We start from the raw sequence: 26,921 nt of genomic DNA, 5'->3' as shown, positions 1-26,921 counted from the left end.
AGTTTACGAAAACAGCCTACCAAAAAAAACCCACTTGAAATTGATCAAGCGGGATTCCATTTTTCTTTTTTCACAATCATTCATCTTCAAATAATTTTTCACCGCGGTGGAGGCGCATTGCAATTCGAGCTGTATGTGGCGTTTCCCTAGCTGTTGGCGCATGGCCAGCTAAATAACGAGTTACTGCGAGGATCAACGTTTCTTGTGCATGACGAGCCAGCTCGGAATCCTCTATTTCCCAACGTTCATGTTCTACCATCGCTGCTTCATACATTTGAAAAGAATGAAACTCTGCATCCTCTCTCAGCAAAGCATGCCCGAGTGTATTGAAGAGTTCACCTTTATCACCGCCGCGTGCCAAGTAATTCACTACCCAACGTGCTGATTCTGTAACTTGTTGTTGTTGATTCATCATTTCCAATAATTCAGCAGGATTCTGCGGTTCAGCTTCTATATTCTTTGGTTCTGGTCTCCTTGCAGAAGGTGTATTGAGGAAACGATCAAGATAGACACTCATCGCCCCATGGAAAACAGCGCGGGTTAGTTCAGGTGTCGTGGAGCGTCTTAACGTTTCATGTACCGCATGCGCATGAGTAAAAGTATGAAGTGCGGTAATCCAGTCATTGAATTCATTTTGTACATGGAAACGGGAAATCCGTTCCGCCGCCGCCAAAGCTACGAGCTGGGCCAAACGTACAGGAGAGATTCCAGTTTTAAGTGCATCCAACATCGTATTTACTGTCTTTAAAGCATTATCTGATAAAATTTGCTTGACCAATGCTGCTTCATCCACATCAATTTCCCCTTGAGCTAAAGGATTAGCAAGAATATCAGGTAATTCCTGGAATGCCTCCATTAATGGTTTAACCAAGTTCACAGGTGATTGCCAGCTATGGGATTCTTCACTCCGGGATATATTACCGATACCGGGTAACAATGATGATAATACATATGGCCGGTGCTCAAAACCAATCTGATTGAGAATCTCGAATGCTTTATTATGAAAATCGACTGTATGACCTGTATTTACATAAAAATGATCCGTAATCGCTGTCATCATCATGTCAGCAAGCTGCTCATTCGAGAAGCCTAATTCAATCGCTGTCAAGAGTACTCGTTCAGCTCCCTGAGAATCGCGGACCTCTACACAATGACGATACCATTCAGATAATTGTTCGAATGATTGGGTATTCATTTCATCTGAGACAGGAAGTGGTCCGAGTAAAAATCGTGTTCCTCTTCCGGAACTTTCCCTTGCAACATGAACGAGACCTTGAAACAATCCTAAAATCTGACCGGTTTTATCCAATTTAGGCAATATATTAGTCATGGCTGTTAAAATCGTCAAACCAGAACCCCAGCCACCTTGATGATGTGTCGTTCCGAATTCGACTCCTACCTGTGCGATCTCAGTCGCTGGAAAACCAGCTTCCATCAATCCGACAACTGATTTTGCGATGACAAGACTTAAATTTTGCTCAAGCCCTTCACGTAATCGCACTCTTAATTTTTCGACTGTTACTTTATTATAAGGAACAGGGTTGACCCAAACCTCATCTTCTTTAATTTCAACAGGATATGTAGCGACATCATCTGCCCATGGATCCAAGGTTCCGCCGCTTTTTATATCAAAGCGAGCATGATGCCAGTGACACGTTAAAATCCCATTACACAAGCTTCCTGTATGGAGGGGAAAACCCATATGCGGGCAACGATTATCCACCGCATATACTTGTTTTTCGTGAACAAATACTGCAATTGCATGACTTCCACCTTTTATTACCTTTGCACCTTCATCTTCTAGCGTCTTTAATGACCCTGCATAGATCAATTCTGACAATGGTTTCACTCTCCCTGAAAATGAATTCAATAACCCCTCAAAGTGAATGGAAAGAGGACGTACAAAATAGTTACCTATAATATTATATTAAAGGTGGAATACAGTAATCCTTCATAAGTTGCGAACTTTCTCATCCAAAAGTCTGTTACGCATAAGAAAGTGCTGGTAATAACTTTAACGAATTACTTGTGACCCTGGCTAATGAGATTTTTTTTGGGGTGAAATGAAATGTTCTACTTTTGCGACTTCTTCAGAGTGCAAAAAAAATCCTATTCAGCTTGCGTAATTAATCACCGCAAGATGAATAGGAGCATGTTTTTACCTTTTAAGCACTTTGCTTCGTAACAACAATTGTTTCTTGCCTTTTCCTATTTGGCAACATATTAAAAATAATATTAAGCGCAATAGCTGTTAGACTACCAGCAACAATACCATTACTCGTTAATATTTGTAGTCCTGATGGAAGTGCTGAAAATAGGTTAGGTGCAACCGTAACACCAAGACCTAACCCGACAGAACAAGCAATAATCATCGAGTTTTCTTGGGAATCGGAAATAGTTTTACTTAGCATTTTAATCCCTTGAGAAACGACCATACCAAACATCGCCATCATTGCTCCCCCTAAGACGGAGGTTGGAATAATGGTTGTGAATGCCGCAATTTTAGGCAGGAAACCAAGGGCGATTAGCATGGAACCAGTAATTAAAATCACTTTTCGAGACCGAACACCTGACATTTGAATCAAACCGACATTTTGCGAAAATGTTGTGTATGGGAAGGCATTGAAGAGACCACCAATGACGGAAGCTAGCCCTTCTGCTCGATAACCTTTTGCCAAGTCCTCTTTCTTCAGCTTCTTTTCACAAATATCACTCAGAGCAAAATAAACACCCGTAGACTCTACTAAAGATACCATCCCAACGATTGTCATTGTAAGAATGGCTGACCATTCAAATGTCGGATATCCAAAATAGAATGGCTTTACCATTTGTGCAACTGCCGCATCCTGTACCGGCATTAAATCAACCTTACCCATGATACTGGCAGCAATTGTACCAACACCAAGACCGAGTAATATGGAGATTGCCCGAATAAAGCCAGTGGAAAAACGGAAGATTAAGATAATCGTTATTAAGGTTCCAAAAGCTAATATAATATTTGACAATGACCCAAAATCCGCCGCATCTTGGCCACCGCCCATATTATTGATTGCTACTGGAATTAGCGTAATACCAATAATAGTCACAACGGAACCTGTTACAACTGGTGGAAAAAATTTGATCAATTTGCCAAAAAAGCCAGCAATCAACATGATGATCAATCCAGAGGCAATGATGGAACCATAAATAGCAGATATACCAAATTCCTCACCAATTTTCATAATCGGACCAACTGCAGTAAATGTACAACCAAGCACAACAGGGAGGCCAACTCCAACAAATCGGTTACTCATGATTTGTAATAGTGTTGCAACTCCACACATCAAAATATCAATCGACACAAGATACGTTAATTGTTTATGATCAAATCCCAACGATTTTCCGATAATTAATGGCACGAGAATAGCGCCTGCATACATAGCCAAAAGATGCTGGATTCCTAATGTGGTGGACTTCAATGCATTTTTCATTAGTTGGAACTCTCCTCCATAAATTCGATTTTCCCATTTTGCAAGGATGCAATATTAGCAAGTGATTCAACCCGAATTCCGCGATCACGAATCAATTGACCACCTTTTTGGAAACCTTTTTCAATAACAATTCCAACTCCCGCAAGTTTTGCTCCTGCCTGTTCAATCATTTCCAGTAAACCTAAAACGGCTTGTCCATTTGCTAAAAAGTCATCAATAATCAACACAACGTCATCTTGCTGAATAAAATCACCGGAAATTGAAATTTCATTTGTTTCCTTTTTTGTAAAAGAGTGAACTTTAGCAGTATAAAGATTTTCTGATAATGTTAATGACTTCCTTTTCCGAGCAAATACAACGGGGACATTCATCAAAAGCCCTGCCATCGTTGCTGGAGCAATACCAGAGGATTCGATTGTAATAATTTTTGTAACACCAGCTTCCTGAAAACGGACAGCAAATTCCTCGCCAATTTCCTTCATTAAATTCGGATCTATTTGATGATTTAAGAACGAATCCACTTTTAATACGGTATCTGACAAGACTCTTCCTTCTGAAACGATTTTATCCTGTAATGCCTTCACAATGTTGTCCCCTTTCAACTAACTGACTTAAAATGAAAAAAACTCGGAGACGATGCCCCCTATTAAATATAGGTAGCAAAGTCTTCGAGTTTGAGTCTTAAAGAAATAGGAAAAAACAAGATTATCAAGTAACCTTATTTTTCCAATCATTTGCCACCCATAGTCGATTTGTTTACGGCAAATTGGTAGAAACTTGCAGGCCCTATCCCCGCGATTATATGAGTGAATAACTATAGAATTGTAGAATATTGTTATTATAGCACTTCTATTCGGATTTTCAATCATTACTTTTTTGGTAATAGAAAGATAGATATCCAAACGCACAATGCAAAAGATTTAAGGCCTTCTTACATTCAATTGATTGTAAAACTGGCATCTTTATATTTAAAGCCAATAAAAAAATATAAATTATAATAGGGCATTTGCAATTAATCTGTCTAGCTTACGAATATCAATACCTTTTTTCAGATTAACTTTAATATGACCAGCTTTTGTCCATAATTCAACCTCTGCGTTTACATCAAGAAAACTTCCGGCATTCTCTGTTGACCACATGTGAATTGATGAGTATGGCAGAGAATAGATTTCAACCTTTTTACCAGTTAAACCCTGTGCATCCCTTACAATTAACCTCTTAGTTGTAAAGATTGCACTATCCCTGAATGTTTTATAAGCAGCAATAGCTTTTTCACCGTCTACAAATAAATCATTTACGTCATTTGGAATTGGACACTCCGAAATAAAAGTCCATGTCAATATTCCTTGAGGTACAGCCATTTGAAAGCCTCCTTCTAGTTTTACTGACATTCTATCACACTTTTCTGAAAAAAGAAGATTGCATAGATAAAGAGAGCAGGTATCCGCTCTCTCCGTTTTAATATGCACTGAAAATCAACCACTCAAACGGGACTACTAAATAGTCATTTTCCAGCTTGATAAAGTCAACCAGTTTTCCTTTTCCTTATAATCAGGCATTATTTTTCCAACAAGACGCCAGAAGGATCGGTCGTGATTCATATGAACCATATGGCACATTTCATGAACGACTACATAGTCAATGACCTCAGGTGGTGCCATTGCTAGTCGCCAATTAAATGTTAACTGTAGCTTTGAATCACAGGTTCCCCAAGTTGCTTTACTATCCGAGATACGAATAGAACGTGGTTTTGTTTTGAAGTTGCTTTGATAGGAGGAAATGCTCTTTTCCACTAACGCCTTACACTGTTTGTAATAAAATCGTTTCAAAGCTTGCTTTATTTTTTCAGTGTCTGGCTGCTTTACATAAATATGAAGCTTGTCATCTTCAAACACTACATGATCTTGCGTTATATTAATATCTTGGAAAATCTGAATGGGATAACTGTTACCTAAATAAAGAAATCTCTCACCATACTCATAGACCTTTTTCTGCGGCCCCAGCTGCCTATCCTTCATTTCTATTAATTTTTGCTGTATAAGATCCCATTTTTCTTCTAGTATTTGAAGTACTCTATCATCCGATGTCCCTCTCGGAGCTTGAACCTCAATATTTCCATAACTATCTATTGTAATTCCTATAGATGTACGATTTTTGTACTTGATTTCAAAACGTATTGTCTCACCTAAGTAGGTATGTATCATGTCATCACCTGTATTACGGCTTATTCCCTGTATTTGATTGCCAATCCTTTTAAGAAATTCCTGGCATATTTATCTCCGCACTCTTTATAATTCTTATGTCCTTCTTTTCTTAATAAAGCGCCTAGCTCCCCTTTTGTAACCGTGATTCCTGCATTTTCGAATATTTCCAGCATATCCTCAGTCGTTAATGCCAATGCAATTTTCACTTTCTTTAACAGGAGATTATTAACATTTGCACTTTTCTTTATAGACGGATCTGGCGTATCAGACTGCCCTGGTTTTGGCTCTTGTTTTCCTCTTTTATAAATAATAAAACCATTTAAAAATGAATCTAACATACTGTTATTACATTTTAATTGCTCCTCACTTTCCTCATCATACTCGTCGTATTTTGTGAGAATCTTTATTACTTCTGGGACTGATACATTTACTCCCCCAAGTTTAAAGATCTCTGCCATTTCTTTATTCTTAATTTCCAGCGCATATCTCAATCGAATTAATATATCGTTATTATCCATAATAGACCTCCATAAAAATAGCGTTAAGCCTCACTCTAATCAAAGGCAAAGACTAATTGTTAATCTAATACTACCTTATCGTAAATTGGATATCAAAAAAGTAAATAGGCAGCTCCTAATGGGGTAGTTGCCTACTTTTGAAACTTTTACGCGACATTTTTACTTTTCTAGAGTGTAATTGGCAAAACCAATAATAACGGATATCAAATGGGATATTGTATTGTTCACAAGAAAAGGTCCCAAAAATTCTATTCTTCATCTACTTACGAAAATTTCATATTGTCTTCGGACAAAATCCTTTAATTGTTCCATCCTATCTTTATTGTGGATTACTTCAAATGGAACATAAACCTCATGTTTTTTTAAAGTAAAACTTCTCATATCTTTTATATTAAAATGAAAGAGTTCCTGAATATCTTTTTGAATCATTTTTCCTTTAAGTGATTCCTGATTACCCGGATCAACATGTAGTATCAAACAGTTGTAACGTTTTTCCCCATATAAAGTAGCAAACTTTGGCATCCCGCCACTAAAACTAAAAGGCTTATATCCCAATGTTAAACTCTTTGGGGCAAGGGTATAATTCATACTACCGAGACCATTTAAAAACTTATGAAGTTCACTAAATACTTGTAATTCGTTCATTTACTTCACTCCTAGCATCCTATTATTATGTCAAATGACTTACTCTTAATCCTAATACTGAATTAATACGAATGCGAACTTATTTCCATTACTATTGTATATTTTTCATTTTACGATATTCAAATTGTTTCTTTAAATGCTTGGGTAACGAACAATTTGCCTATGCTCAGCTTTATGGGTTAATAGGAGAAAAAAAGAAATCGACGAAGATTTGGTGAAATGATGTGAGAATATATTTTTAATATGAGTTGGAAAAAAAAGAGGGGATTGCGCGAGTAGAGTAGAGCATATAATGATAATTATGCTCTTGAGATGTAGAAAAAAATCAGGAGCTTCGAGAAGGTAAAATACATGCGTTCATGGGGCAAAAGTATAATTTTGTTATTAATAGGTAGTACCCAAATCGACCGATAAAATATCCTCTCAAATTAGACCCCAGCACAGACAAAAAGTATAGGTCCAAACGATCTATCGTTAAATAACACAATGTAGATAGGTTAGAAGCGGTAGTTTGTTGTTTTTTTAGCAATTTTAGAATTACTTAACGACTAGTAATCTAATTAAAAAAAGAGTCCCAACTAATTAATAGTGAGCGGACTCCCAATCAATTTGATAAAAAGGTAATGTTTGGCATTTCCTTAGTATTCTATAGCGAACTGGATGCCTGAACAAGCAATTTGGCTAGGACATCATAAGGAGGTAAATCCCCTTCATAAATTTTTAACCATTTCCGCTCCGCAGGACCATCAAAACCTTTCGGTACATCAAGTCCAGCTGCATTCATAATCATAAAAGCAATGGCGTCCTTGGAGGGTGAGATTACCGCAGCATAATGACCGTTTTTTAGGAAATGCGGCTTCTTATATTGAATTCGTTCTTCCACTTCAGGTATAGCTTTATGGACCAATTGACGAAGTTGATTTGTGACTTCAATCTTCCACGGCTGATTAAGACTTTCGATAAATTTGGTAACTTCCTGGTTCATTGTTTTCACCTTCCTGCTAACATGTATTCTTATATCTTTTCCAGATGTTTGGCAAACCGCTCCATCGAATCGATTGCCCCTTGTTCCATTCCCGTATCTAAAGCTCCCTGTAGTGCTTCGGCTGATTTGAACTCAGTTCTGCTCGTCAGTTTTGTCTTCTCTCCTTCAATTTCTTCAAAAGTATCGTACGTCACTGACTCATACTCATTAAAGGGTTCGACGTCAAAAATTTGAGTATAGACTAGCCTTGTAGGACTGGTAACCTCTCGATAACTCCCAATAAACGGATACTCGGTGCCATCTTCTCCCTTTTGGACATACCTATAGGAACCACCTTGACACAAATCGACATCACAAACATAAAGCGGTACGCCTCCGTAGCCCCACCAGAGAGAAACATGTTCAGGTTTCGTCCATGCATCCCAGACTAATTGCCGGGGCACATTGTACACTCGCTCAACAATAAGAGACAGGTTCTCTACACGAGAGACGGTTTCGATTTCGGTTTTGCTCATGCTCATCCTCCATAAGAAAATTATTCCACACCATCGTATGGTATGTTTTCTCCTCAACACTCATAGCCTTTGAGGTTCTAGTTGGCAGGTAATAGTATGGTATTTGTAAATATTCGATTCAAAATGGCTATTTTCCTTCATCCATTTTCCTGTCTTTTTAAGAACATCCCTCTTTTTTTCTAAGTGCTTTTAAAGGTTTAAAAAGAAAAGAACCGGAAATCGGTAATATTTATTTTCACGAAATCAGGATTTTAGTTAGACAATTATAAAACTAATTGCGCCACACACTCAACTTGTCCCAAGTGTATGCAGCAACACATGGTGTGTTTGGTGAGTTTACACTCGTTTTATAAAGTTATCCCGTTTAAAAAGCAGATTCTATCATCTTCATTAAAAATTTAAATTGTTGATCCTTTTGAAAAAGCTAGTTTTGATAACTAGAAAACTATATTATAATTATTGAGATAATTAAATTATTTAAAGGGGGAGGGAGTTATCCATGACACAAGTTACAGGTCATAATTATTATAAAGAATTAATTGATTTACAAGATGTAGAAGGGGTCGAAGCTCAATTCCGAAGTTTACTTGAGGTTCCGATCGAATCCGTTTCTGACCTAGAAAAGTGGTTAAAAGATGAAAAGGATTTAATGATTAAAATCAATGAGGCGATGACAGGTCACCAAGTCGACTTCTATCGCAACACAGATAATGCGGACATCAAGTCAACTTATCTTCACGATCAGCAAGTCATCCAACCACTTTTAATGAAATATGAAGCAAAACTCAATGAGAAATGTTGTGAGTCTCCTTATTTAAATCAATTAGATGAAAACCGTTATGGTTTAATGCGACGCGTCCGTGAGTCAAAACTTAAACTGTTCAGAGAAGAAAACATTCCATTAATGGTAAAAGAACAAGAGCTCTGTACGAAGTATAGTGAAATTATGGGAGGATTAACAGTTGAATGGGACGGTGAGGAAAAGCCTTTTCCATTTATCCAATCCCAACTGGATAATCTAGACAGAGCAGTAAGAGAAAAAGCTTATCACGCGATGATGTCAGCCCATCGTCAAATTAAGCCCGATATGGATGCCATCATGGACGAACTCGTTCAACTACGTCACCAAATTGCATTAAATGCAGGCTTTGAAAATTATCGTGATTATATGTTTGTGGTCAAAAATCGTGAGTACAGTGTTCAAGATTGTTATGACTTTCATGAAAATGTAGAAAAACATATTATTCCGGCTTGGAATCGACTAGCAGATGTCTTTAAGTCCAAGCTTGGTGTTGATACATATCGCCCTTGGGATAACACAGCAAAATTGATGAAAAACCCACCATACTCCGAGGTATCTACTCTTATGGATGGCGTTTCTGAGATGTTAGGAAAGACCGACCCTTATTTTGCAGACCGTTTCGATTACATGAGAGAGCATGGGTTACTAGATCTTGGAGATCGGAAAGGAAAAAGCCCAGGTGGTTTCTGTACTCCCTTACCTGTTTCAGGGGATACCTTTGTTTTTGCGAATTTTAGTCCATCCTTTTTCTCTCTTATCGCATTAATTCATGAAATGGGCCATGCAGTGAATGGGTACCTCGAGTTTTCAGAACACGGTCCTCTTGAAGAATACCAGCACAGAATGGAAATTGCTGAACTGTATTCACATGGGATGGAATTGCTCTTATTGGATAAGTTAGATCGTTTTTATCCAGAAGAAGAAGATTTTAAGAGCGCACAGCGTGAAGAGCTGAGACGGGCATTTACAATGTTATACGGCCCATTGTCAGGAGACCTTTTCCAGCATTGGATGTATACGAATCCTAATCATACTGCCAAAGAGCGTGATGAAAAATACTTTGAAATCTCAAAACGTTATGGCTTGAACCCTGTCGATACTTCTGGGTTTGAGGAAGAAATTGGGATGAGCTGGTCAGGCACTCTTCATTATTTCGAAGTTCCTTTCTATAATATTGAATACTCTATCTCCATGCTTGGTGCTCTACAATTACTTGAAAATTATCGAAAAAACCCAGAGCAAGCTGTCGAATCCTTTAAAAAAGGTGCAAGTGGGGACTACAATCAATCCATCGCAGCTATTTATAAAGAAACTGGGGTTAGTTTTGATTTTTCAGAGCCGGCAGTTAAGCGAATGGGTGAATTCCTAGAAAAAGTCATTCAAGACATTGGTTAACGAAGTGGGAGCTTGGGATTGTTTTTAGCAGAGGACAATCGGAAGTAATCCGCACAAAAAGGTACAACTAGTGAGATTCTAGTTGTACCTTTTGTTTTATAGTCAAAAGATCTATTCACAATATTTTCGATTGCCTGAGAAGAATGAAGTCGCGGTCCTAGCCTAGGGGTTTCAATATTTTGATTTTCCATGTTTTTTGGGGAGTCAACCTTCAATCGACGTCAGAATGCGGGAAAGTTGTTTGTCCTGATTGTGGTAGCGGAATGCACATCAAGCCTGATAGACGTAAAGGGGCGTATGTATGCTGTGGGGTACGTTAAATATACGTCTAGGTACTGCTCGTCGCATATCATTGCGGAAAAGGAATTACTACAAGCAGTTAAGAATAACGTTAATATGGATAGGCTATACGGTATTGCCGAAGAAAAAGCTAATTCGGTACAATCAATACCAAAAAGGAATTAGCCCGTATTGACAAAGAATTAGCCGAAATGGATAAACGCTTTGACAAGCTGTTAAGTCTACACGCTGACGATAAAGTTACGCCAGAGCAATTCATGCGACAAAACGAACGAATAGTACAGCAACAACAAGGATTAGCGAATAAAAAAGCTGAACTAATCGTATTGTTTGATGCAAGGTAAGACCTGGCCGAACAATTAATAAGTTTTCAAAAAAGAAATAGAACGGTACTCGACCCTCGACATTGACGAAGTACAGGTCATGAAACACGTTCTACAAAGGTTATTGCAAAAAATTGAAGTATTTGAAGGCGGAAAATTAAAATTCAATATAACCTATCCAACCCTCTTCTACAAGGTACAGTCTAACGGGCTGTATTTTTTCTTTCAAGTCTTATTGTACACTCCACCTATTTATTGATTATCTAGGTCTTTTGGTAAAACGCTGCTACTGCCGAAAGAAGACATTGCTCCGCAAACTTTTTCAATGCTCCTTTAATCAGCAGTATATCTAAATAACCTGAAAATTAAATGCAATAAAGGCAAAGTCATTCAGTAACGCTCTTAGAGAATTTCAATATCGAAAGCTATTTGAGCACCGCGCTCAGATTTCGAAGGTATAAATCTGACCCTTTTTTCATGAAATAAAGATTTGTCCTTATCCTCTTGAATGACCATTGCTTGATCAAAGTAATAATCAATACCATCATCACCTTTAATAAAGCCGGCATCTCCCCTTATCCAAACAACAGACCCTTCAATTTTCCCTGGAAAAGTTGCATGTTCAATGATATTGTCTGATATCTTAGTGACTTTTTTAATCCAAGAACCCGTTTTTTTACTTCTAGATTTATCTATACGCTCCGCCCCTTGTATATGATGAGTTGGAATATCATGATAAAAACAATATGCGTAATCAAAAGCATAGGTAGTTCCTTTTCTCCCTGTTCCATTGTCTATGATATTCAAAATATTGTATTCAGCTGATTTGTTTACATATTTTGATAACAAAAGAGATTTATTGGGAAACTGAAAACGAAAAGTTCCTCTACTTTTACATGTATCAGCTAATGTTACTAAGAAATCTCTATCAACTTCACTAAATAATGATTCCATAGATATAGCATGCTCTTTTAACGTTTTATTGACATGCTCTAACTTCACAACATCAGTACCTTTATTTTGCTTGAAAGATATACTTAAAGATTGATCTAACAATTGTACGAATCTACGGATATTACCATTTGAAGCATTTATTAGTTGTTCAAATAGATCTCCTTCGTCGCCTGCTAAACTAAATAAAAAATCATATTTCATTTCATCTTCCATAGCGTTTGAAATATATCTTTCTACTAATGCTAATGCTTTTTCTCTAAAAGCTTGAAACCCCTCCTCATTGGTTATATCTTCTTGTAGCCATACTACATCCCCGTATCTTGTTTCATTTAAGATATCGGAAAATGAATTTGGATAAACCGCAATTTTAGTACGGACGAAATCCAAAGTTCTTAATTGATTCATTAATACCTCAAATAAAGCGGGCTCCCCCTCCTCTCCTTTAAAGAAGGATTTGTTAATTGATCCGGCTTCATCTATTAACAGTAATATCTTACCGTTAAAATCTTTTAATAATGTGTCGTAGGCATGGTTAATATCCGATATACCTGGTGTTCTTTTTTCTTTAAGTTCTAAAACTTTACCTTCTCTATATTCAGCAGAAATTTCAAAAAAATTCGGTTTAGCTTTTCCCGAATAATTTAAATCCTTTTGAATTTTTTCTACATATTCATCTGCACTTAGTTTTCTTAACTCATTAAAAATTGTTGCAACCTTTTGTTCGCTTCCGAAGATACTTGGAGGTAAACTTGTTATGCCATTATGTAAATTAGCTAACTTTCGGCTATCCTGTAAATGCATAAAAACTGAGGATAATTCCTCTATAAACTTTAATATGAAAGAATTGTATATTTGTATTGGATCGGAAATATGCTGAAAATCACTTAATCGAATATAAACTGGTAAAATAATCTCTTCTTCATGGAGTATTGATGGTACCACAGAGTATAAATAGCAAGCATGATTCGCTCGTAAATACATCGTTTTTCCGGTACCCATTTTTCCTTTAACGATTACATTTTCAAAATCAAATGGATTTGTTAAGCCCTCTGTAGGGTCGATAAATAAATCCAAAATTTGTTCAGTATCAAATTCATCTGCATTCCTAACTTTAAATGGTCTTTTTGAATATAACACTCGTAATTTATCCGTTTCTGTAATAATTTCTGGCATTTTATTCTCCCTATAATCTATAAACTTTAATAAAAGCATTATACCAAATATTAGGGATATTTTTAAGGGATTATGATAAAGCACTTTCTTTATTTCAAAAAGATTGAAAGTAGGATGAAAGACTGTAAAGTAAACGAGTTTGTTTTGGATCAAGAATTTTATACAACAAAAATAAACACTTATCCCCACCGGCGTTAAAATAAAGATTTTCGACCGAACCCTTTTTACTCATTTTCGTGTATAAGCTGTCCTTTTTTTTGCCTCTTTTTCCCCTAATTTTCGCCAGCAATTAAACGAAATCAGGGTCGGAATCAAAAATGTTAATTTTTTAGATGAAAAATTTATTATTAGGTTACAAATTTTGTACAACCCTATTAAACTCCTCCGAAATCACCCGCTCCAAACCCGCATTCCACCGTCGCTGTTAAAATAAAGTTTTCCGACCGAACCCACATTTTGAACCTTTTTTGATTCAAAAATGGCCGTTTTTCCGCCTCTTTTCCACCTGTTTTTTCACATTTTTCCGGGAGTTAAAATAAAGTTTACCGAGAATGTTGCATAAGGGAAAGAAGAAGAAACCGAGACAGGACAAGGGATGTTCATGAAAAAGACCCTGAAATCGGAAATGTTTATTTTCACGAAATCGGGGTCGGATTGAGAGATGTTTATTTTTACTGAGTAGAGTTTATTTTAGTTAGACAATTACAAAACTAATTGCACCACGCACTCAACATGCATCGTCTGCGGAAACATATCCACCGGCTGCACCTCAACCGTCTTATATCCGCCATCTTCCAAAATGCGCAAATCCCTTGCCAAAGTTGCAGGATTACACGATACATAGACAACCTTTTTCGGTTTCATGTTAATAATCGTATCAAGCAGTTCCTGGTCACAGCCTTTACGTGGTGGATCGACTACGAGAACGTCAGCTTGGATGCCTTGATTGTACCAATTTGGAATGACGGTTTCTGCTTCCCCTACTGCAAATTCAACGTTTATGATGCCGTTTAGTTCTGCGTTTCTCTTTGCATCTTCAATTGCTTCAGGAACAATTTCGACTCCGTATACTTTTTGGGCTTTTTGAGCTAAAAATAATGAGATTGTCCCAATTCCGCAATATGCGTCAATTACCGTTTCTTCTCCGCTCAAATTCGCATATTCTAGAGCCTTATCATAAAGGACTTTCGTTTGGTCTGGATTCACTTGATAAAAAGAGCGTGCGGATATAGCGAATTTGATGTCTCCAATATAATCATAGATGACTTCTTCGCCCCACAGGACCGTTGTTTGGTCACCAAAAATCACATTTGTACGTTTGGAATTAACGTTTTGTACGATGGACTTAATACCTGGTGTTGCCTCAGCGATTTCCTCTACAATTTGTTTACGGTTTGGCATATCTGCAGTACGGGTAATCAAGACGATCATCATTTCACCGGTCTTTTTACCGGTACGTGCCATCACATGTCGTAACGTCCCTTTATGAGTTTGTTCGTTATAGGCTTTAACACCATACTTACTGCAAATCTCCTTGACCTTTTGTAGTATAACGTCATTTTGCTCCATTTGGATGAGACACTTTTCCATATCAATGATGTCGTGGGATCTTCTTTGATAAAATCCTCCTATCAGTCCGCCTTCATGCTCACCAATTGGAACTTGGGATTTATTCCGATAACGCCATGGCTCATCCATTCCTAACACTGGATGAACAGTTACATTTTCAAGTTTTCCGATCCGTTCCAAAACGTCGCGAACTTGCTTTTCTTTCGCTATCATTTGTCCTTCGTAGCTCAGATGTTGAAGCTGGCAGCCGCCACACTCTTTATAAATCGGACATACCGGCTCAACCCTATACTTACTTTCTTCATGAAGTTCAATTAAACGTCCGAATCCGTATCCTTTATTTAACTTAGTAACTTTAATTTTCGCTTTTTCACCTGGTAATCCATTTGGAACAAAAAGCGGATATCCATCAACCTTTGCTACTCCGTTGCCATCATGAGTCAAATCTTCAAATGTAACATCTATATAATCATTTTTATTTACTGGTGCTTGAATTTTAGCCATGAATGTCTTCCTTTTCAGTACATTTTTACTTTAATGATTGTAACATAATTTGTTTTTTTCACATAAAAGGAACACGATGAATTATCTCTTCTTTATAACTAAGTAGCTTTGAAGGAAAAAAATAGCTCCTAACCCCAAGATAAAGATTTCATTTTTCCATCCCAATGCTCTAATTGAAATAATGAAAGCAATGATAAAACCAAGTCCAAGAACTAAGCATAATCCGATATAAATTATTCTCCAGGTTTTCTTTTTAAGCCAAAAAGGTCCCAATCCAGTTATTAACCCCAAAAGTAATAGAATGATCACAATAGTTATTGCAACTGAAATGTCAGGTGTTGCATTCTCATATCCTGAATTCAGTGCTTTATATAAACCTGTTCCTATTAAAAAGAGTATCCCAAAACCTATTGCTACAAACATAGTTAATATACCTGCGACAATACCTACTATCTTAGTAATCTTATAAAATTTCATTATTCACCTCAAAATTTATTTCATTATATTCACTATGTTATTTAACGATTGGCTGAGTCGAATTTAAAAATTTTTCAACGCATTCACCTTTTCCAATTTTATCCTAATCATTCGTAATATAATAGGATGAAATCATCAAGATTTCATCCTCATTAATTCCCTACTACTCTCAACTTCTCCACCACCACTTGCTTTGAGTAAGATTGTTATCATTCCTTTTAAGTGGTTAGCAAATGAAACAAAGACCCCATCTTGTAAAAAAGATGGAGTCTTCCATAATTAATTTAATTCAATTCTTTTTCCTTCTTCTTGTGAACGCGCAGCTGCTTCATTCACTGCTGTTAAACGAATAGCGTCATCTTTCGTGATAGAAGGAGTTGTTCCATTCAAAATGGCTTCTGTCCACTGTACCATTGGCATCGGCAATGCTTTTGGTGCTTCTGGATTTTCCCAGCCTTCAAAATGTTTTCCAGTTGCTCTAAGCTTTCCATCTTCATATAAAACAGTTCCTTCAGTACCATACAGTTCAAGCTGGAATGGACTTCCGTTAGATACGAAGCTTGTTTCGATAATCCCTAAAGCACCAGATTCGTATTCTACTAGAACGACCGCATTGTCGTCTACACCATGCCCATTTGTTTGTTGAAGTCTCGCTTGAACGGCAACAGCATTTCCAGCAAGACGATTCGTTAAATAAATTGGATGAGCACCAAGGTCGATTAATGCGCCACCGCCAGCTTCTTCTTTACTGAAAAAGCGTTCCGGTAACCAGCCACTTGTTGCTCCTTCATTCGGAACAGCACCGTTATGTGCAAAGCGGCAACGAATTGTTGTAAGCTTACCTAGTTTTCCTGAATTTAATGCCTCTTGAGCATATAAATAATAGCTTTCTGTCAATCTAGGCAATGAAAGCATTAATTGAACTCCATTTGCTTCTACAGCTTGATAGATTTCTTCACAATCTTCCACTGAGAAAGCTAACACTTTTTCTGAAAAAATATGTTTCTTATGATTAGCAGCTGCAATCATCACTTCTTTATGTAAACTTGTTGGAGTGCTAATGATAACCGCATCGATATCAGCATTTGATAATACTTTCTCCAAATCTGCTTCAAAAGGTACTCCAAGCTCTTCTGCCCACTTCTTACCGCGTGCAGGATCCTCATCCCATACTAATTGAATGGAAAGGTTTTCATTATCCCGAGCATTTCTCGCATAATCATCAGCATGTACATGCCATCTACTCAATAAAGCAACATTAATCAATTCATACACTTCCCTTCTATTAATTATGAATCCCAAAAAATGAGAATCATACAAAGCTATTATATCTTTATATATGCAGGATGTGAACTTTATTTGTTATCGCTAACAGTTTTCTTTTGTTTTATCTAAAAATCATGCGGGTAAATATGTCAGTACGAGGTGATTTGTATGAACAGTCTCTTATTGACAAAGGAAGAGATGTCTAACCCAAATTTAGTCCCAGAATGGGTGGCTAGAGAATACAAGAAATTTAATAAAATCGTGACAAACAAAACCTTTCCTTGTACATTTGGGATGGCTGGAGAGAAAAAAGGTGAACTCCGTTATTCCTATATTTCACAAGATGATTGGTCCACACTTCCCGCAACTTTAGAAGAATTTATTTCTCTTTTTGATTCATCAAAGCAATTGATTCGCCATGGCTTTTTTCTATTTGTAGAACCTGAACAAGAAGAAAAATCGTTAGAATATTATCGTCAATATTTTTGGAGAATCCTTCAATACTTGCATGAAGTAGATGAAAAACCATGGCCAGAAGACTATCCTATTGATCCTGATCATCACTTATGGAATTTTGTATTTGCTGGAGAGCCTTTTTTTATTTTCGGAAATACACCAGCATATAAACAAAGAAAAACGAGGGATTTAGGTAATAGCCTTATCCTCGGATTCCAACCTCGCAGAATATTCGAGGGATTAGAAGGAACTTCTAAAGGCGGCATCATGTCCCGTGAAAAGGTAAGGGCAAGAGTTGAAAAGTGGGATAAGTTGCCTAAGCATCCAAATATAAGCCATTATGGTGACCCAGAACATCGCGAATGGAAACAATATTTTATTGGGGACGATGCCAAACCAATTGAAGGCGAATGTCCTTTTAAGCATAAAGAAATGAAAAAAACCTGTCTATAAATGACAGGTTTTCCTTTTACTCTCTTTCTTTCGGAACTAAGGAAAAAATTTCGTGACTTTCAAATGATTCAATTAAACGATCTAGCCATGTATAGTATTGAAGAATATATTCCAATTTTTCTATATCGATTTTTGCCAGCTCCTTAATTTCCTCACTAGCATTATCATCCGATACGAGTTGCTTTAATTCAGACAAAGACTTTTGAATGGAATGGATATGCATTGAAATGGCACTTTTCCATTTTGTCGAGAATAAGTCGATAAAACTTTGATACCAGTCTTCTTGTACTTGGTATAAGTCTTTTCTTACTCCTTTTTTCCAAACTCTCTCTACCATTTTTAAATCAGATAAAGACCTAACGGACGTACTCATACTCGTCTTACTCATTCCTAGTTCTTCTTTCATTTCGTCAAGAGTGATCGGTTCATTATGAAAATACATCATTCCATATAATCTTCCTGCAGAAGGGGTAACACCATATAAGTCAATATTTTGTGCAATCGTCTCTATTATTCGTTCACGTGCTCTGTCTAGTTGTTCTTTTCCTTCCACTTATTTCACATCCTAAAGAATAATCGCTCCTTTATTTAGAGTATAATTCCGTGCGTCTAATGTAAAGTATCATATTGCAAAGCAATCGGGAGTATTCGCGAGGATTATTAAGAATAGGCAAGATTTGTTTTGTACAGTTTATACTGTACGTACTATATACATTGAATATCAAGCTATATGCTGTTTGAGTTACAAACTGCATTTCCCCTAAACTTATATAGGTAGTGAAGGGGTGAAGTCATGAAGGAAATTATGTTACAGAAAAAAATAGAAGTAAAAAATGTAACGAAGATTTTTGGTAAAAACATAAAAAGAGCAGCACAATCTATACAAGAAGGAAAAAGTAAAAGTGAAATTCTTAAAACAACGGGCGCAACCGTCGGTGTAAATAAGGCAAACTTTGATGTATACGAAGGTGAAATTTTCGTCATTATGGGATTATCTGGGAGTGGAAAGTCTACACTTGTCAGAATGCTGAATCGGTTAATTGAGCCTACATTTGGTCAAGTAATATTAGATGGACAGGATATTGTCTCTTTAAATAAAGAACAATTACGCGAAGTGCGCAGGAAAAAGATCGGGATGGTCTTTCAGAAATTTGCTCTTTTTCCTCACCGTACGATCTTGGAAAACACCGAATATGGATTAGAGATTCAAGGTGTCGCAAAAGACACTCGCAAGAAAACGGCCATGGATGCCTTGAAGATTGTAGGTTTGGAAGGATATGAAGATCAATATCCTAGCCAATTAAGTGGTGGCATGCAACAAAGGGTTGGGCTTGCAAGAGCACTCGCAAATGATCCAGATATTTTGCTAATGGATGAAGCTTTCAGTGCGCTTGACCCTCTTATTAGAAAAGATATGCAAAACGAGTTGCTTCAATTGCATGACGAAATGGGGAAAACGATTATCTTTATTACACATGATCTTGATGAAGCGCTCCGAATAGGAGATAGAATTGCCCTAATGAAAGATGGGGAAATTGTTCAAATAGGTACTCCTGAAGAAATTTTGATGAATCCTTCAAATCATTATGTTGAAAGATTTGTTGAAGATGTAGACCTTTCGAAGGTATTAACAGCTAGCCATATTATGAAGCCTGCTGAAACAGTTCAAATAGACAGAGGGCCTCGAGTCGCTTTACGTTTGATGAAGCATCATGGAATTTCCTCTATTTACATTGTTGATAAGCAAAATCGCCTTCTAGGTGCTGTTACTGCACAAGATGCAAATGCTGCATCAGAGAAAAATCAATCTCTCCAAGATGTCCTCATTGAAAACATTACTACGATTGCTTCCGATACGTTGCTAACCGATCTTTTCAATGTCGTTTCAACTGCTTCCATTCCAGTTACAGTAGTGGATGAAGAAAATCGTCTACAAGGAATTATTATTCGTGGAGCCCTTATTGGTGCATTAGCTGGAGATAATGATTTTATTAATGACCAAGAAAACTCTGTTGACTTGCGGGAGGTGAATTAAGTGAGTGATTTATTACCGCGAATCCCTCTCGCTTCGTGGATCGACCAGTTTCTCGATTGGCTCATTACACATTTTGGAAGCTTATTTGATGGGATTACAGCTTTGTTGGAAGGGATTGTTGATGGAATTGTGAATAGTTTAGCATTCATTCCATCTATAATTCTTGCAATCCTATTTGGACTTGTAGCATGGTGGATTTCAAATAAAAAAGTTGCCCTATTTTCTCTTATTGGCTTTTTAATCATCGATTATTTAGGCTACTGGAGTCCGATGTTACAAATGCTGGCCCTTGTTGTAACATCAGTCGGTATATCGATTGTCATCGGTGTACCTATTGGCATATGGGCTTCGCAAAAGGAATCTGTAAGTAGAATTGTGACACCTATTCTTGATTTTATGCAGACAATGCCGGCATTTGTTTATTTATTGCCAGCCATCTTCTTTTTCAACATCGGTGTCGTGCCCGGAATAGTTGCATCGGTTATTTTTTCAATGCCTCCTACAATCAGGTTAACGTCGCTGGGCATCCGTCAAGTGCCTGAAGATTTAATCGAGGCGACAGAAGCTTTCGGCTCCACGACCGGACAAAAATTAATGAAAGTCCAGATCCCACTAGCAATGCCGACAATCATGGCCGGTATCAACCAAAGCATTATGTTGGCATTATCGATGGTGGTCATCGCCTCAATGGTCGGTGCACCAGGACTTGGTGAAGAAGTGTACCGTGCCGTGACCCAATTGAAAACCGGTGTCGGGGTTGAAGCAGGGTTGGCTATCGTTATTGTCGCAATCATATTAGATAGAATTACTCAACATGCTGGAAAGCAAAAACAAGGGGGAAGTCAATCATGACTTTATTTAAAAAGATAACAGGATTAGGAGCTGCAAGTATTTTAGCATTGGGACTAGCGGCTTGCGGAAGTGATAATGCCAACTCGAGTGGATCGGGATCTGACTCAGTAGGTAAAAGTGTAGATTATAAGATTACTGGAATTGACCCGGGAGCTGGCATTATGCAAGCAACAGAAGAAGCGATTAAGGAATATGAACTTGATAAATGGAAGCTTGTATCTGGTTCAGGTGCTGCGATGACCGCTTCTTTGAAAAAAGCGTATGATAAAAAAGAACCAATTATCATCACGGGATGGAATCCACACTGGATGTTTTCCAAATATGACCTGAAATATTTAGATGATCCTAAAGGGGTATACGGCGGGGCTGAAGAAATTCATTCGATTGGCCGTCTCGGACTAAAAGATGATCATCCAGAAGCATATAAAGTTCTTCAACAGTTTAAATGGGAAGATACAGATATGGGTGCTGTTATGGTAGATATTCAAGATGGTGAAAAACCCGAAGTAGCAGCTCAAAACTGGATTAATGAAAACGAAGAAAAAGTAGCTGAATGGACAAATGGCGTAAACAAAGTAGATGGTGACAAGTTGAAGCTTGTGTACGTTGCTTGGGATAGTACGATTGCGAGTACGAATGTCATGAAACTTGTTCTCGAAGATCTAGGTTATAACGTATCGATTTCACAAGTAGAAGCTGGACCAATGTGGACAGCAGTAGCTGACGGAAGTGCTGATGCTTTATTAGCTGGTTGGCTCCCGGTCACTCACCAAACATATGCCGAAAAATTTGAAGGTAAGTATGAAGACATTGGAGTCAGCATGGAAAATGTAAAAATCGGTCTTACAGTTCCAGCATATATGGATATTGACTCTATTGAGGATTTAAAAGAATAATAATTTCGAAGCCCTTCGCAATATCATGCGGAGGGCTTCTTGCCCTTTTTCGAGATTTGCGGTAACCTATTTACTAAACTTATTAAAGGGTGTTTTTCATGGATTATAAAGCTATTATATTTGATTTAGATAATACTCTACTAAACTACTCTGTGAGCGAATTGAAATCCATGCAAAAAACAGTGACAAAGCATGGATTAATACACAATAAGTCGTTTACTTGGGACCATTTTTGGAATGTGTATACAACGATTAACATGAATTACTGGAATGATCGAGTAAAATCCAATTACTCTATTTATCAAGTATTGGAGTACTCCTTCAATGACACGTTAAAAAACCTGAATCTTGATATCACAGAATCTAAAATTTTGGCTAATTTTTACTGGGAAACATTTTGTACTGCGTGTGATTTTGAAGAACATGCACAAGATCTATTGTCCCATTTACATGGAAAATATCGAATGGCTATCATATCAAATGGGATTGGAGAAGCTCAGAGGGGCAGACTGTCTGCCGGTGGAATTGATCACTTCTTTGACGAATTGATTATTTCCGATGAAGTCGGCTACTGGAAGCCTGATAAAGAAATTTTCGAAGAAGCGCTAAAACGATTAGATATTAGCAGTACTGATGCCCTATTTGTCGGGGACTCACTTCAAGACGATTACTATGGAGCGTTAAACGCAGGAATTGATTTTTGCTTTTACAATCGTATGGGACATTCAATTGAGAAAAATATCCGTCCAAAATATATGATTGAAAATCTGAATAAGTTAATGGCCATATAAAAAAGATCTCTTCTGATTTCAGGAGAGATCTTCGTCTATTTCTTTTAGCACTTCCCCGATTTTTCGGTCATTCACTACGAGATCAGCGTAAATATCAAAATCGGTTGGTTCCATATTAATAATCACAAGTTTTGCACCATTCTGTTTTGCGATAATAGGAAATTGGTTTGCAGGAGTTACAGTTAAGGAAGAACCAAGAACAATAAACAAATCTGCTTTTTCGCTTTCTTCCGCTGCTTGTATTAGCGCGTCTTCAGGAAGCATTTCACCAAATAATACAACAGAAGGTCGAAGCTTCCCTCCACATTCACACATAAACTCTTCATTTGCATATTTCTCATTTCCATATTCCTTGCCGCAGTCCTGGCAATGAACTTTTTTCATCGTTCCATGAAGTTCTATCACATTTTGACTTCCACCTTCTGTATGGAATCCATCAATGTTTTGAGTGATAATACTTTTGATAAGTCCTTGTTTTTCCCATTTCGCTAGAATTTCATGACCTTTATGCGGTTTCGCTTGATTTAGTCCAAGCACCCTGTGACGGTAAAATTGGAAAAATTCCTCAACGTTTTTATTTAGGGCTTCTGTGCTAGCGATCTGACTTGGATCTTTTTTAGTCCAAAGTCCTTTACCAGCAGAACGGAAATCCGGCAACCCACTCTCCGTAGACATTCCAGCACCAGTTAAAATAACTGTATAGTTAGAGTCCATCATCCATTGTGATAACAATTAGACAACCCCTTTCACTTCTACTCACTGTCATTATAACATTATTCAAAAAAAGAAGACCGCTCCCACATAATGGAGCAGTCCCACCTATTATTCTAGTGCACTTTCTACTTCTTTCACCATGCTAGAAACGGATTCAAGCCCGCCTCCAGATAAATACCAATAGTCCGGATCTAAATAAATGATTTTTCCATTTTTATAAGCATTTGATTTTTTCACCATGTCATTTTCAACGATTTGCTTAGCTGATGATTTCCCATCAACTGCTGCCCCTCTATCAACGACGAATAAATAATCCGGATTCTTTTCAACAATGTATTCAAAATTAATGCTTTGACCGTGTGTTGATACTTCAATCGAATCGTCTACTGGCGCAAATCCAAAAACATCATGAATAATTCCAAATCTTGATTTTGGTCCATATGCACTTACTTTTCCTTCATTGGCCAATACGACTAATGATTTACCGTCAAGGCTAGATGCTTTTTCATTCAATGTTTTTATGCTTTCTTCAATGGCAGAAAGTTCTTTGTTTACTTCATCTTCCTTATCAAAAATGTTGCCGATTGTTCTAGCATTTGATTCAAATGATTCCATATATTTTTCAGTATCAACACCTAGGAAGATTGTTGGAGCAATTGCTTTGAATTCATCATATAGCTCCATTTGTCTTCCAGAGATGATAATTAAATCTGGTTTAAGTGAATGGATTTTTTCAAAATCAGGCTCTTTCAAGCTTCCTACGTTCTCATACTTTTCATCTTCGTACTTCGCTAAATATTTTGGTATATTTGTTTTTGGTAATGCAATTGGTTCGATTCCGAGTTTATCTAACGTATCAAGAGATCCAAAATCAAAAACAATCACTTTTTCAGGATTCTTTTTCACCTTAGTTTCGTCTAGCTGGTGTTTAATAGTCAATTCTTCTGAAGGTGCAGCACCTGTATTTTCATTACTATCTTTTGTATTTGTCCCACAAGCAGAAATTATGATCATTAATGCGGAAATAACGAATATAGAAAAGATTTTTCTCATTATCTTCACCTCTAAAATTTAATTATGTAAAATTATCTATGATAACCATTATCAATTACTCTTAAAAAAATAACTCTTTTAACCTCCTTGTTTCTCTGTGATAATGATATTCATTCTCAATTAGTAATATAACACAAATAAATAATAATTCAACTAAAAAAATCCTTGTCACAAATTAGACAAGGATTCATGGATAATTATTTTTTTGAAATTTCTTCTAATGGCTTCGCGTTTCCGTAAGTTGGATACGGTCGATTAGATGGGCTTACATATTTTGCTGCGTTCACAAGCACTTTTTGAATCTCTTTATTATGATACGTTGGGTACGTTTCGTGACCAGGTCTGAAGTAAAAAATCTTACCGTTACCTCTTTGGTACGTACAGCCGGATCTGAAGACCTCTCCTCCTTCAAACCAACTTACAAAAACTAGTTGATCTGGAGCTGGAATGTCGAAATGCTCTCCATACATTTCTTCTTTTTCCAATTCAATGTATTCTCCAATCCCTTCTGCAATTGGGTGAGAAGGATCAACAACCCAGAGTCTTTCACGATCATCAGCTTCACGCCATTTTAAATTACAAGTTGTCCCCATTAATTTTTGGAAGATTTTCGAGAAGTGTCCGGAATGCAATACTACCAGACCCATTCCTTCTAAAACACGTCTATGTACTCTGTTCACAATTTCATCAGTTACTTCGTGATGAGCCATATGTCCCCACCAGAAAAGTACGTCTGTATTATTTAGAACTTCTTCAGTTAATCCATGTTCAGGCTCATCTAAGGTTGCTGTATTCACATCTTCAAATCCATTATCAGATAAGGCTTTCGCGATTGTTCCATGAATGCCTTCGGGGTAAATATCTGCAACGACTTGATTCATTTTTTCGTGGCGATTCTCATTCCAAACTGTGATTCTCATGCTTTTCCTCTCCCTTTTATATAATCTCTTAATATAGAGTCTAAACCGCTTTCATACTCTAATATTGTTAATATAGCAATTATATGGAAGATGAACAAGGAATTAAATTCAAAAATGTCTAAAATGAAAAACAGCCTTTCACAAAAATGAAAGACTGCTTCATACTTTATCCTGTTCCCTGATTTTATCAATCGGTACAAAAACTTCTAAGTGGCGATATAGGTTTGAAAATTCTGCTGGAAGCAGCCCACCATACTCACCATCAATGTTTAGCTGCATTTTTTCTTTCGATTTTACTTTTATATAATTTGCCTTCGTATAGATTAAATTCGGATCATTAATATGCTCTCCACGAAGGGCTAATGATGCAATCCGAATGAATTCAGCTAAGTTTGTCTTTTTCAAAATCATCAGTGTGAATAAACCATCATTTATCGATGAATCGGGAGCCAGTTTTTCAAAACCACCTACAGAGTTGGTTAAGCCAATTAGAAAGAGCATGATTTCCCCTTCAAAAAGCTTTCCATCGTATTCTATGGTTACATCTGCAGCGTGAATCGAAGGAAGCATTTCAATCCCTTTTAAATAATAAGCCAGTTGCCCTAATACGGTTTTAAGCTTGCTCGGGACTTCATATGTCAACTCTGTTAACCGTCCACCGCCAGCAATATTGATAAAATAACTATCATTCATTCGACCAATATCAACCGGGATAGTATCATTTTTAAGGATGACATCAACAGCGTAATCAATATCCCTCGGTATATTTAATGCGCGAGCAAAATCATTCGTCGTTCCGGTGGGAATAATTCCGAGCTTTGGACGATATTCCTGTTCCGCCAACCCGTTGACCACTTCATTGATTGTGCCATCGCCGCCAGCTGCAATAACAATATCGTATTTACGATCAACAGCTATTTTGGCAGCTTTAATCGCATCTCCCTCACCTGTCGTCGCATGACATGAGGTTTCATATCCAGCACTCTCTAATTTTTGCAAGACATCTGCTAGATTACGTTTGAAAATTTCCCGGCCTGAAGTCGGATTATAAATAATTCTCGCTCTCTTCATACACTTCACCCCATCACCAAGAAATCAATAATTGAACTTTTACTATAATCAATTAAGCATCCGGACATATCATACCTCTTTTTTTCAAGAAAATCCAGAATCCTTAACAAGAATGGGCCAGGAGTATGGAGATGATGTGAACTTTTTCGAACAGTTTGGGTAATGACCTTGCGATTTTGGTTCTTTCTTGTGAACCAATCGCTTATTGAATATTTCAATCGGACAGCGGAGGTGGTTTTCATTGGAATGCGGGCACTTTGAACGATCCAATTGGACAACTGTGGCTATTTTCTATGGGACACGAGCACTTTGAATGCTCCAATCGGACAACTGTGGCTATTTTCTATGGGACACGAGCACTTTGAATGCTCCAATCGGACAACTGTGGCCATTTTCTATGGGACACGAGCACTTTGAACGATCCAATTGGACAACTGTGGCCATTTTCTATGGGACATAAGCACTTTGAATGCTCCAATCGGACAACTGTGGCTATTTTCTATGGGACACGAGCACTTTGAATGCTCCAATCGGACAACTGTGGCCATTTTCTATGGGACACGAGCACTTTGAACGATCC

Annotated in this window: 26 protein-coding genes and 1 riboswitch; of the genes, 8 read left to right on the top strand and 18 right to left on the bottom strand. The window is 37.3% G+C overall.

What is annotated here, in order from left to right; genetic code table 11:
- Positions 1-76: 76 nt before the first annotated feature.
- The 9 genes from MT489_RS11385 to MT489_RS11345 form a co-directional block, all read right to left on the bottom strand.
- On the bottom strand, positions 77-1,840 hold the full coding sequence (locus MT489_RS11385; RefSeq protein ID WP_244681681.1) for a Rieske (2Fe-2S) protein: 1,764 nt from the start codon (positions 1,838-1,840) through the stop codon (positions 77-79).
- Positions 1,841-2,165: 325 nt separating this feature from the next.
- Entirely contained in the window at positions 2,166-3,470 is a 1,305-nt protein-coding gene (locus MT489_RS11380; protein ID WP_244681680.1) for a nucleobase:cation symporter-2 family protein, read from the bottom strand.
- Complete coding sequence (locus MT489_RS11375) at positions 3,470-4,054, bottom strand: xanthine phosphoribosyltransferase (RefSeq protein ID WP_244681679.1); 585 nt, start codon at positions 4,052-4,054, stop codon at positions 3,470-3,472. The genes MT489_RS11380 and MT489_RS11375 overlap by 1 nt, the downstream gene beginning before the upstream one ends.
- A 140-nt stretch (positions 4,055-4,194) precedes the next feature.
- A riboswitch (purine riboswitch) is annotated at positions 4,195-4,296 on the bottom strand.
- A gap of 166 nt (positions 4,297-4,462) precedes the next feature.
- Positions 4,463-4,831 (bottom strand): PH domain-containing protein, encoded by a 369-nt coding sequence (locus tag MT489_RS11370; protein WP_244681678.1) that lies wholly within the window; start codon positions 4,829-4,831, stop codon positions 4,463-4,465.
- 135 nt (positions 4,832-4,966) lie between these two features.
- The gene (locus MT489_RS11365; RefSeq protein WP_244681677.1) at positions 4,967-5,674 is read right to left on the bottom strand and encodes a M48 family metallopeptidase; all 708 of its coding nucleotides are present in this window, start codon (positions 5,672-5,674) and stop codon (positions 4,967-4,969) included.
- Positions 5,675-5,694: 20 nt separating this feature from the next.
- Complete coding sequence (locus MT489_RS11360) at positions 5,695-6,192, bottom strand: YehS family protein (protein WP_244681676.1); 498 nt, start codon at positions 6,190-6,192, stop codon at positions 5,695-5,697.
- Between the two features lie 255 nt (positions 6,193-6,447).
- Positions 6,448-6,837, bottom strand: coding sequence for a hypothetical protein (locus MT489_RS11355; protein ID WP_244681675.1), 390 nt, complete (start codon positions 6,835-6,837; stop codon positions 6,448-6,450).
- Positions 6,838-7,483: 646 nt separating this feature from the next.
- A complete protein-coding gene (locus tag MT489_RS11350) occupies positions 7,484-7,822 on the bottom strand; it encodes a DUF1801 domain-containing protein (protein ID WP_244681674.1) in 339 nt (112 codons plus the stop codon).
- Between the two features lie 29 nt (positions 7,823-7,851).
- Positions 7,852-8,337 carry an SRPBCC domain-containing protein gene (locus MT489_RS11345; protein ID WP_244681673.1) on the bottom strand — a complete coding sequence of 162 codons (486 nt, stop codon included), beginning with the start codon at positions 8,335-8,337 and terminating at the stop codon, positions 7,852-7,854.
- 499 nt (positions 8,338-8,836) lie between these two features.
- On the opposite strand from MT489_RS11345, the gene MT489_RS11340 reads away from it, so the two are divergent.
- From MT489_RS11340 to MT489_RS11330, 3 genes are all read left to right on the top strand, one after another.
- Complete coding sequence (locus tag MT489_RS11340; protein ID WP_244681672.1) at positions 8,837-10,534, top strand: M3 family oligoendopeptidase; 1,698 nt, start codon at positions 8,837-8,839, stop codon at positions 10,532-10,534.
- Between the two features lie 301 nt (positions 10,535-10,835).
- Positions 10,836-11,009, top strand: coding sequence for a hypothetical protein (locus MT489_RS11335; protein WP_244681671.1), 174 nt, complete (start codon positions 10,836-10,838; stop codon positions 11,007-11,009).
- 16 nt (positions 11,010-11,025) lie between these two features.
- Positions 11,026-11,178, top strand: coding sequence for a hypothetical protein (locus tag MT489_RS11330; protein WP_244681670.1), 153 nt, complete (start codon positions 11,026-11,028; stop codon positions 11,176-11,178).
- Positions 11,179-11,559: 381 nt separating this feature from the next.
- Here MT489_RS11330 and MT489_RS11325 read toward each other — a convergent pair whose 3' ends face one another.
- From MT489_RS11325 to MT489_RS11310, 4 genes are all read right to left on the bottom strand, one after another.
- Complete coding sequence (locus MT489_RS11325) at positions 11,560-13,284, bottom strand: ORC-CDC6 family AAA ATPase (RefSeq protein WP_244681669.1); 1,725 nt, start codon at positions 13,282-13,284, stop codon at positions 11,560-11,562.
- 702 nt (positions 13,285-13,986) lie between these two features.
- Entirely contained in the window at positions 13,987-15,357 is a 1,371-nt protein-coding gene (gene rlmD / locus MT489_RS11320; protein ID WP_244681668.1) for a 23S rRNA (uracil(1939)-C(5))-methyltransferase RlmD, read from the bottom strand.
- Between the two features lie 81 nt (positions 15,358-15,438).
- Positions 15,439-15,834 (bottom strand): hypothetical protein, encoded by a 396-nt coding sequence (locus MT489_RS11315; RefSeq protein WP_244681667.1) that lies wholly within the window; start codon positions 15,832-15,834, stop codon positions 15,439-15,441.
- A 279-nt stretch (positions 15,835-16,113) separates the two neighbouring features.
- Positions 16,114-17,109 carry a Gfo/Idh/MocA family protein gene (locus tag MT489_RS11310; protein WP_307415585.1) on the bottom strand — a complete coding sequence of 332 codons (996 nt, stop codon included), beginning with the start codon at positions 17,107-17,109 and terminating at the stop codon, positions 16,114-16,116.
- 159 nt (positions 17,110-17,268) lie between these two features.
- On the opposite strand from MT489_RS11310, the gene MT489_RS11305 reads away from it, so the two are divergent.
- Positions 17,269-18,009 (top strand): YqcI/YcgG family protein, encoded by a 741-nt coding sequence (locus tag MT489_RS11305; protein ID WP_244681665.1) that lies wholly within the window; start codon positions 17,269-17,271, stop codon positions 18,007-18,009.
- 16 nt (positions 18,010-18,025) lie between these two features.
- On the opposite strand, the gene MT489_RS11300 is transcribed toward MT489_RS11305, so the two are convergent.
- Positions 18,026-18,562, bottom strand: a complete 537-nt coding sequence (locus MT489_RS11300) for a GbsR/MarR family transcriptional regulator (RefSeq protein WP_244681664.1) — start codon at positions 18,560-18,562, stop codon at positions 18,026-18,028.
- Positions 18,563-18,802: 240 nt separating this feature from the next.
- On the opposite strand from MT489_RS11300, the gene proV reads away from it, so the two are divergent.
- The 4 genes from proV to MT489_RS11280 all read left to right on the top strand — a co-directional run bounded on the left by proV (position 18,803) and on the right by MT489_RS11280 (position 22,583).
- The gene (gene proV / locus MT489_RS11295) at positions 18,803-20,044 is read left to right on the top strand and encodes a glycine betaine/L-proline ABC transporter ATP-binding protein ProV (protein WP_244681663.1); all 1,242 of its coding nucleotides are present in this window, start codon (positions 18,803-18,805) and stop codon (positions 20,042-20,044) included.
- Entirely contained in the window at positions 20,045-20,896 is an 852-nt protein-coding gene (locus MT489_RS11290; protein WP_244681662.1) for an ABC transporter permease, read from the top strand. It abuts the gene before it with no gap.
- Positions 20,893-21,792, top strand: a complete 900-nt coding sequence (locus MT489_RS11285; protein WP_244681661.1) for a glycine betaine ABC transporter substrate-binding protein — start codon at positions 20,893-20,895, stop codon at positions 21,790-21,792. Before MT489_RS11290 ends, MT489_RS11285 begins: the two co-directional genes overlap by 4 nt.
- Before the next feature lie 98 nt (positions 21,793-21,890).
- Positions 21,891-22,583 carry a YjjG family noncanonical pyrimidine nucleotidase gene (locus tag MT489_RS11280; RefSeq protein ID WP_244681660.1) on the top strand — a complete coding sequence of 231 codons (693 nt, stop codon included), beginning with the start codon at positions 21,891-21,893 and terminating at the stop codon, positions 22,581-22,583.
- A gap of 18 nt (positions 22,584-22,601) precedes the next feature.
- On the opposite strand, the gene MT489_RS11275 is transcribed toward MT489_RS11280, so the two are convergent.
- The 4 genes from MT489_RS11275 to MT489_RS11260 form a co-directional block, all read right to left on the bottom strand.
- A complete protein-coding gene (locus MT489_RS11275; protein ID WP_370876390.1) occupies positions 22,602-23,300 on the bottom strand; it encodes an NAD-dependent protein deacylase in 699 nt (232 codons plus the stop codon).
- A gap of 105 nt (positions 23,301-23,405) precedes the next feature.
- Positions 23,406-24,350, bottom strand: coding sequence for a siderophore ABC transporter substrate-binding protein (locus MT489_RS11270; RefSeq protein WP_244681658.1), 945 nt, complete (start codon positions 24,348-24,350; stop codon positions 23,406-23,408).
- Positions 24,351-24,547: 197 nt separating this feature from the next.
- Entirely contained in the window at positions 24,548-25,270 is a 723-nt protein-coding gene (locus MT489_RS11265) for a ThuA domain-containing protein (protein WP_244681657.1), read from the bottom strand.
- 159 nt (positions 25,271-25,429) lie between these two features.
- A complete protein-coding gene (locus tag MT489_RS11260; RefSeq protein WP_244681656.1) occupies positions 25,430-26,341 on the bottom strand; it encodes a diacylglycerol kinase in 912 nt (303 codons plus the stop codon).
- Positions 26,342-26,921 lie beyond the last annotated feature (580 nt).

Source organism: Lederbergia wuyishanensis, from assembly GCF_022900255.1.
Lineage (GTDB): Bacteria > Bacillota > Bacilli > Bacillales > Bacillaceae_C > Lederbergia > Lederbergia wuyishanensis.
Note: the sequence above shows the minus strand (reverse complement) of the source record. Positions and strands in the feature narration are given on the sequence as shown.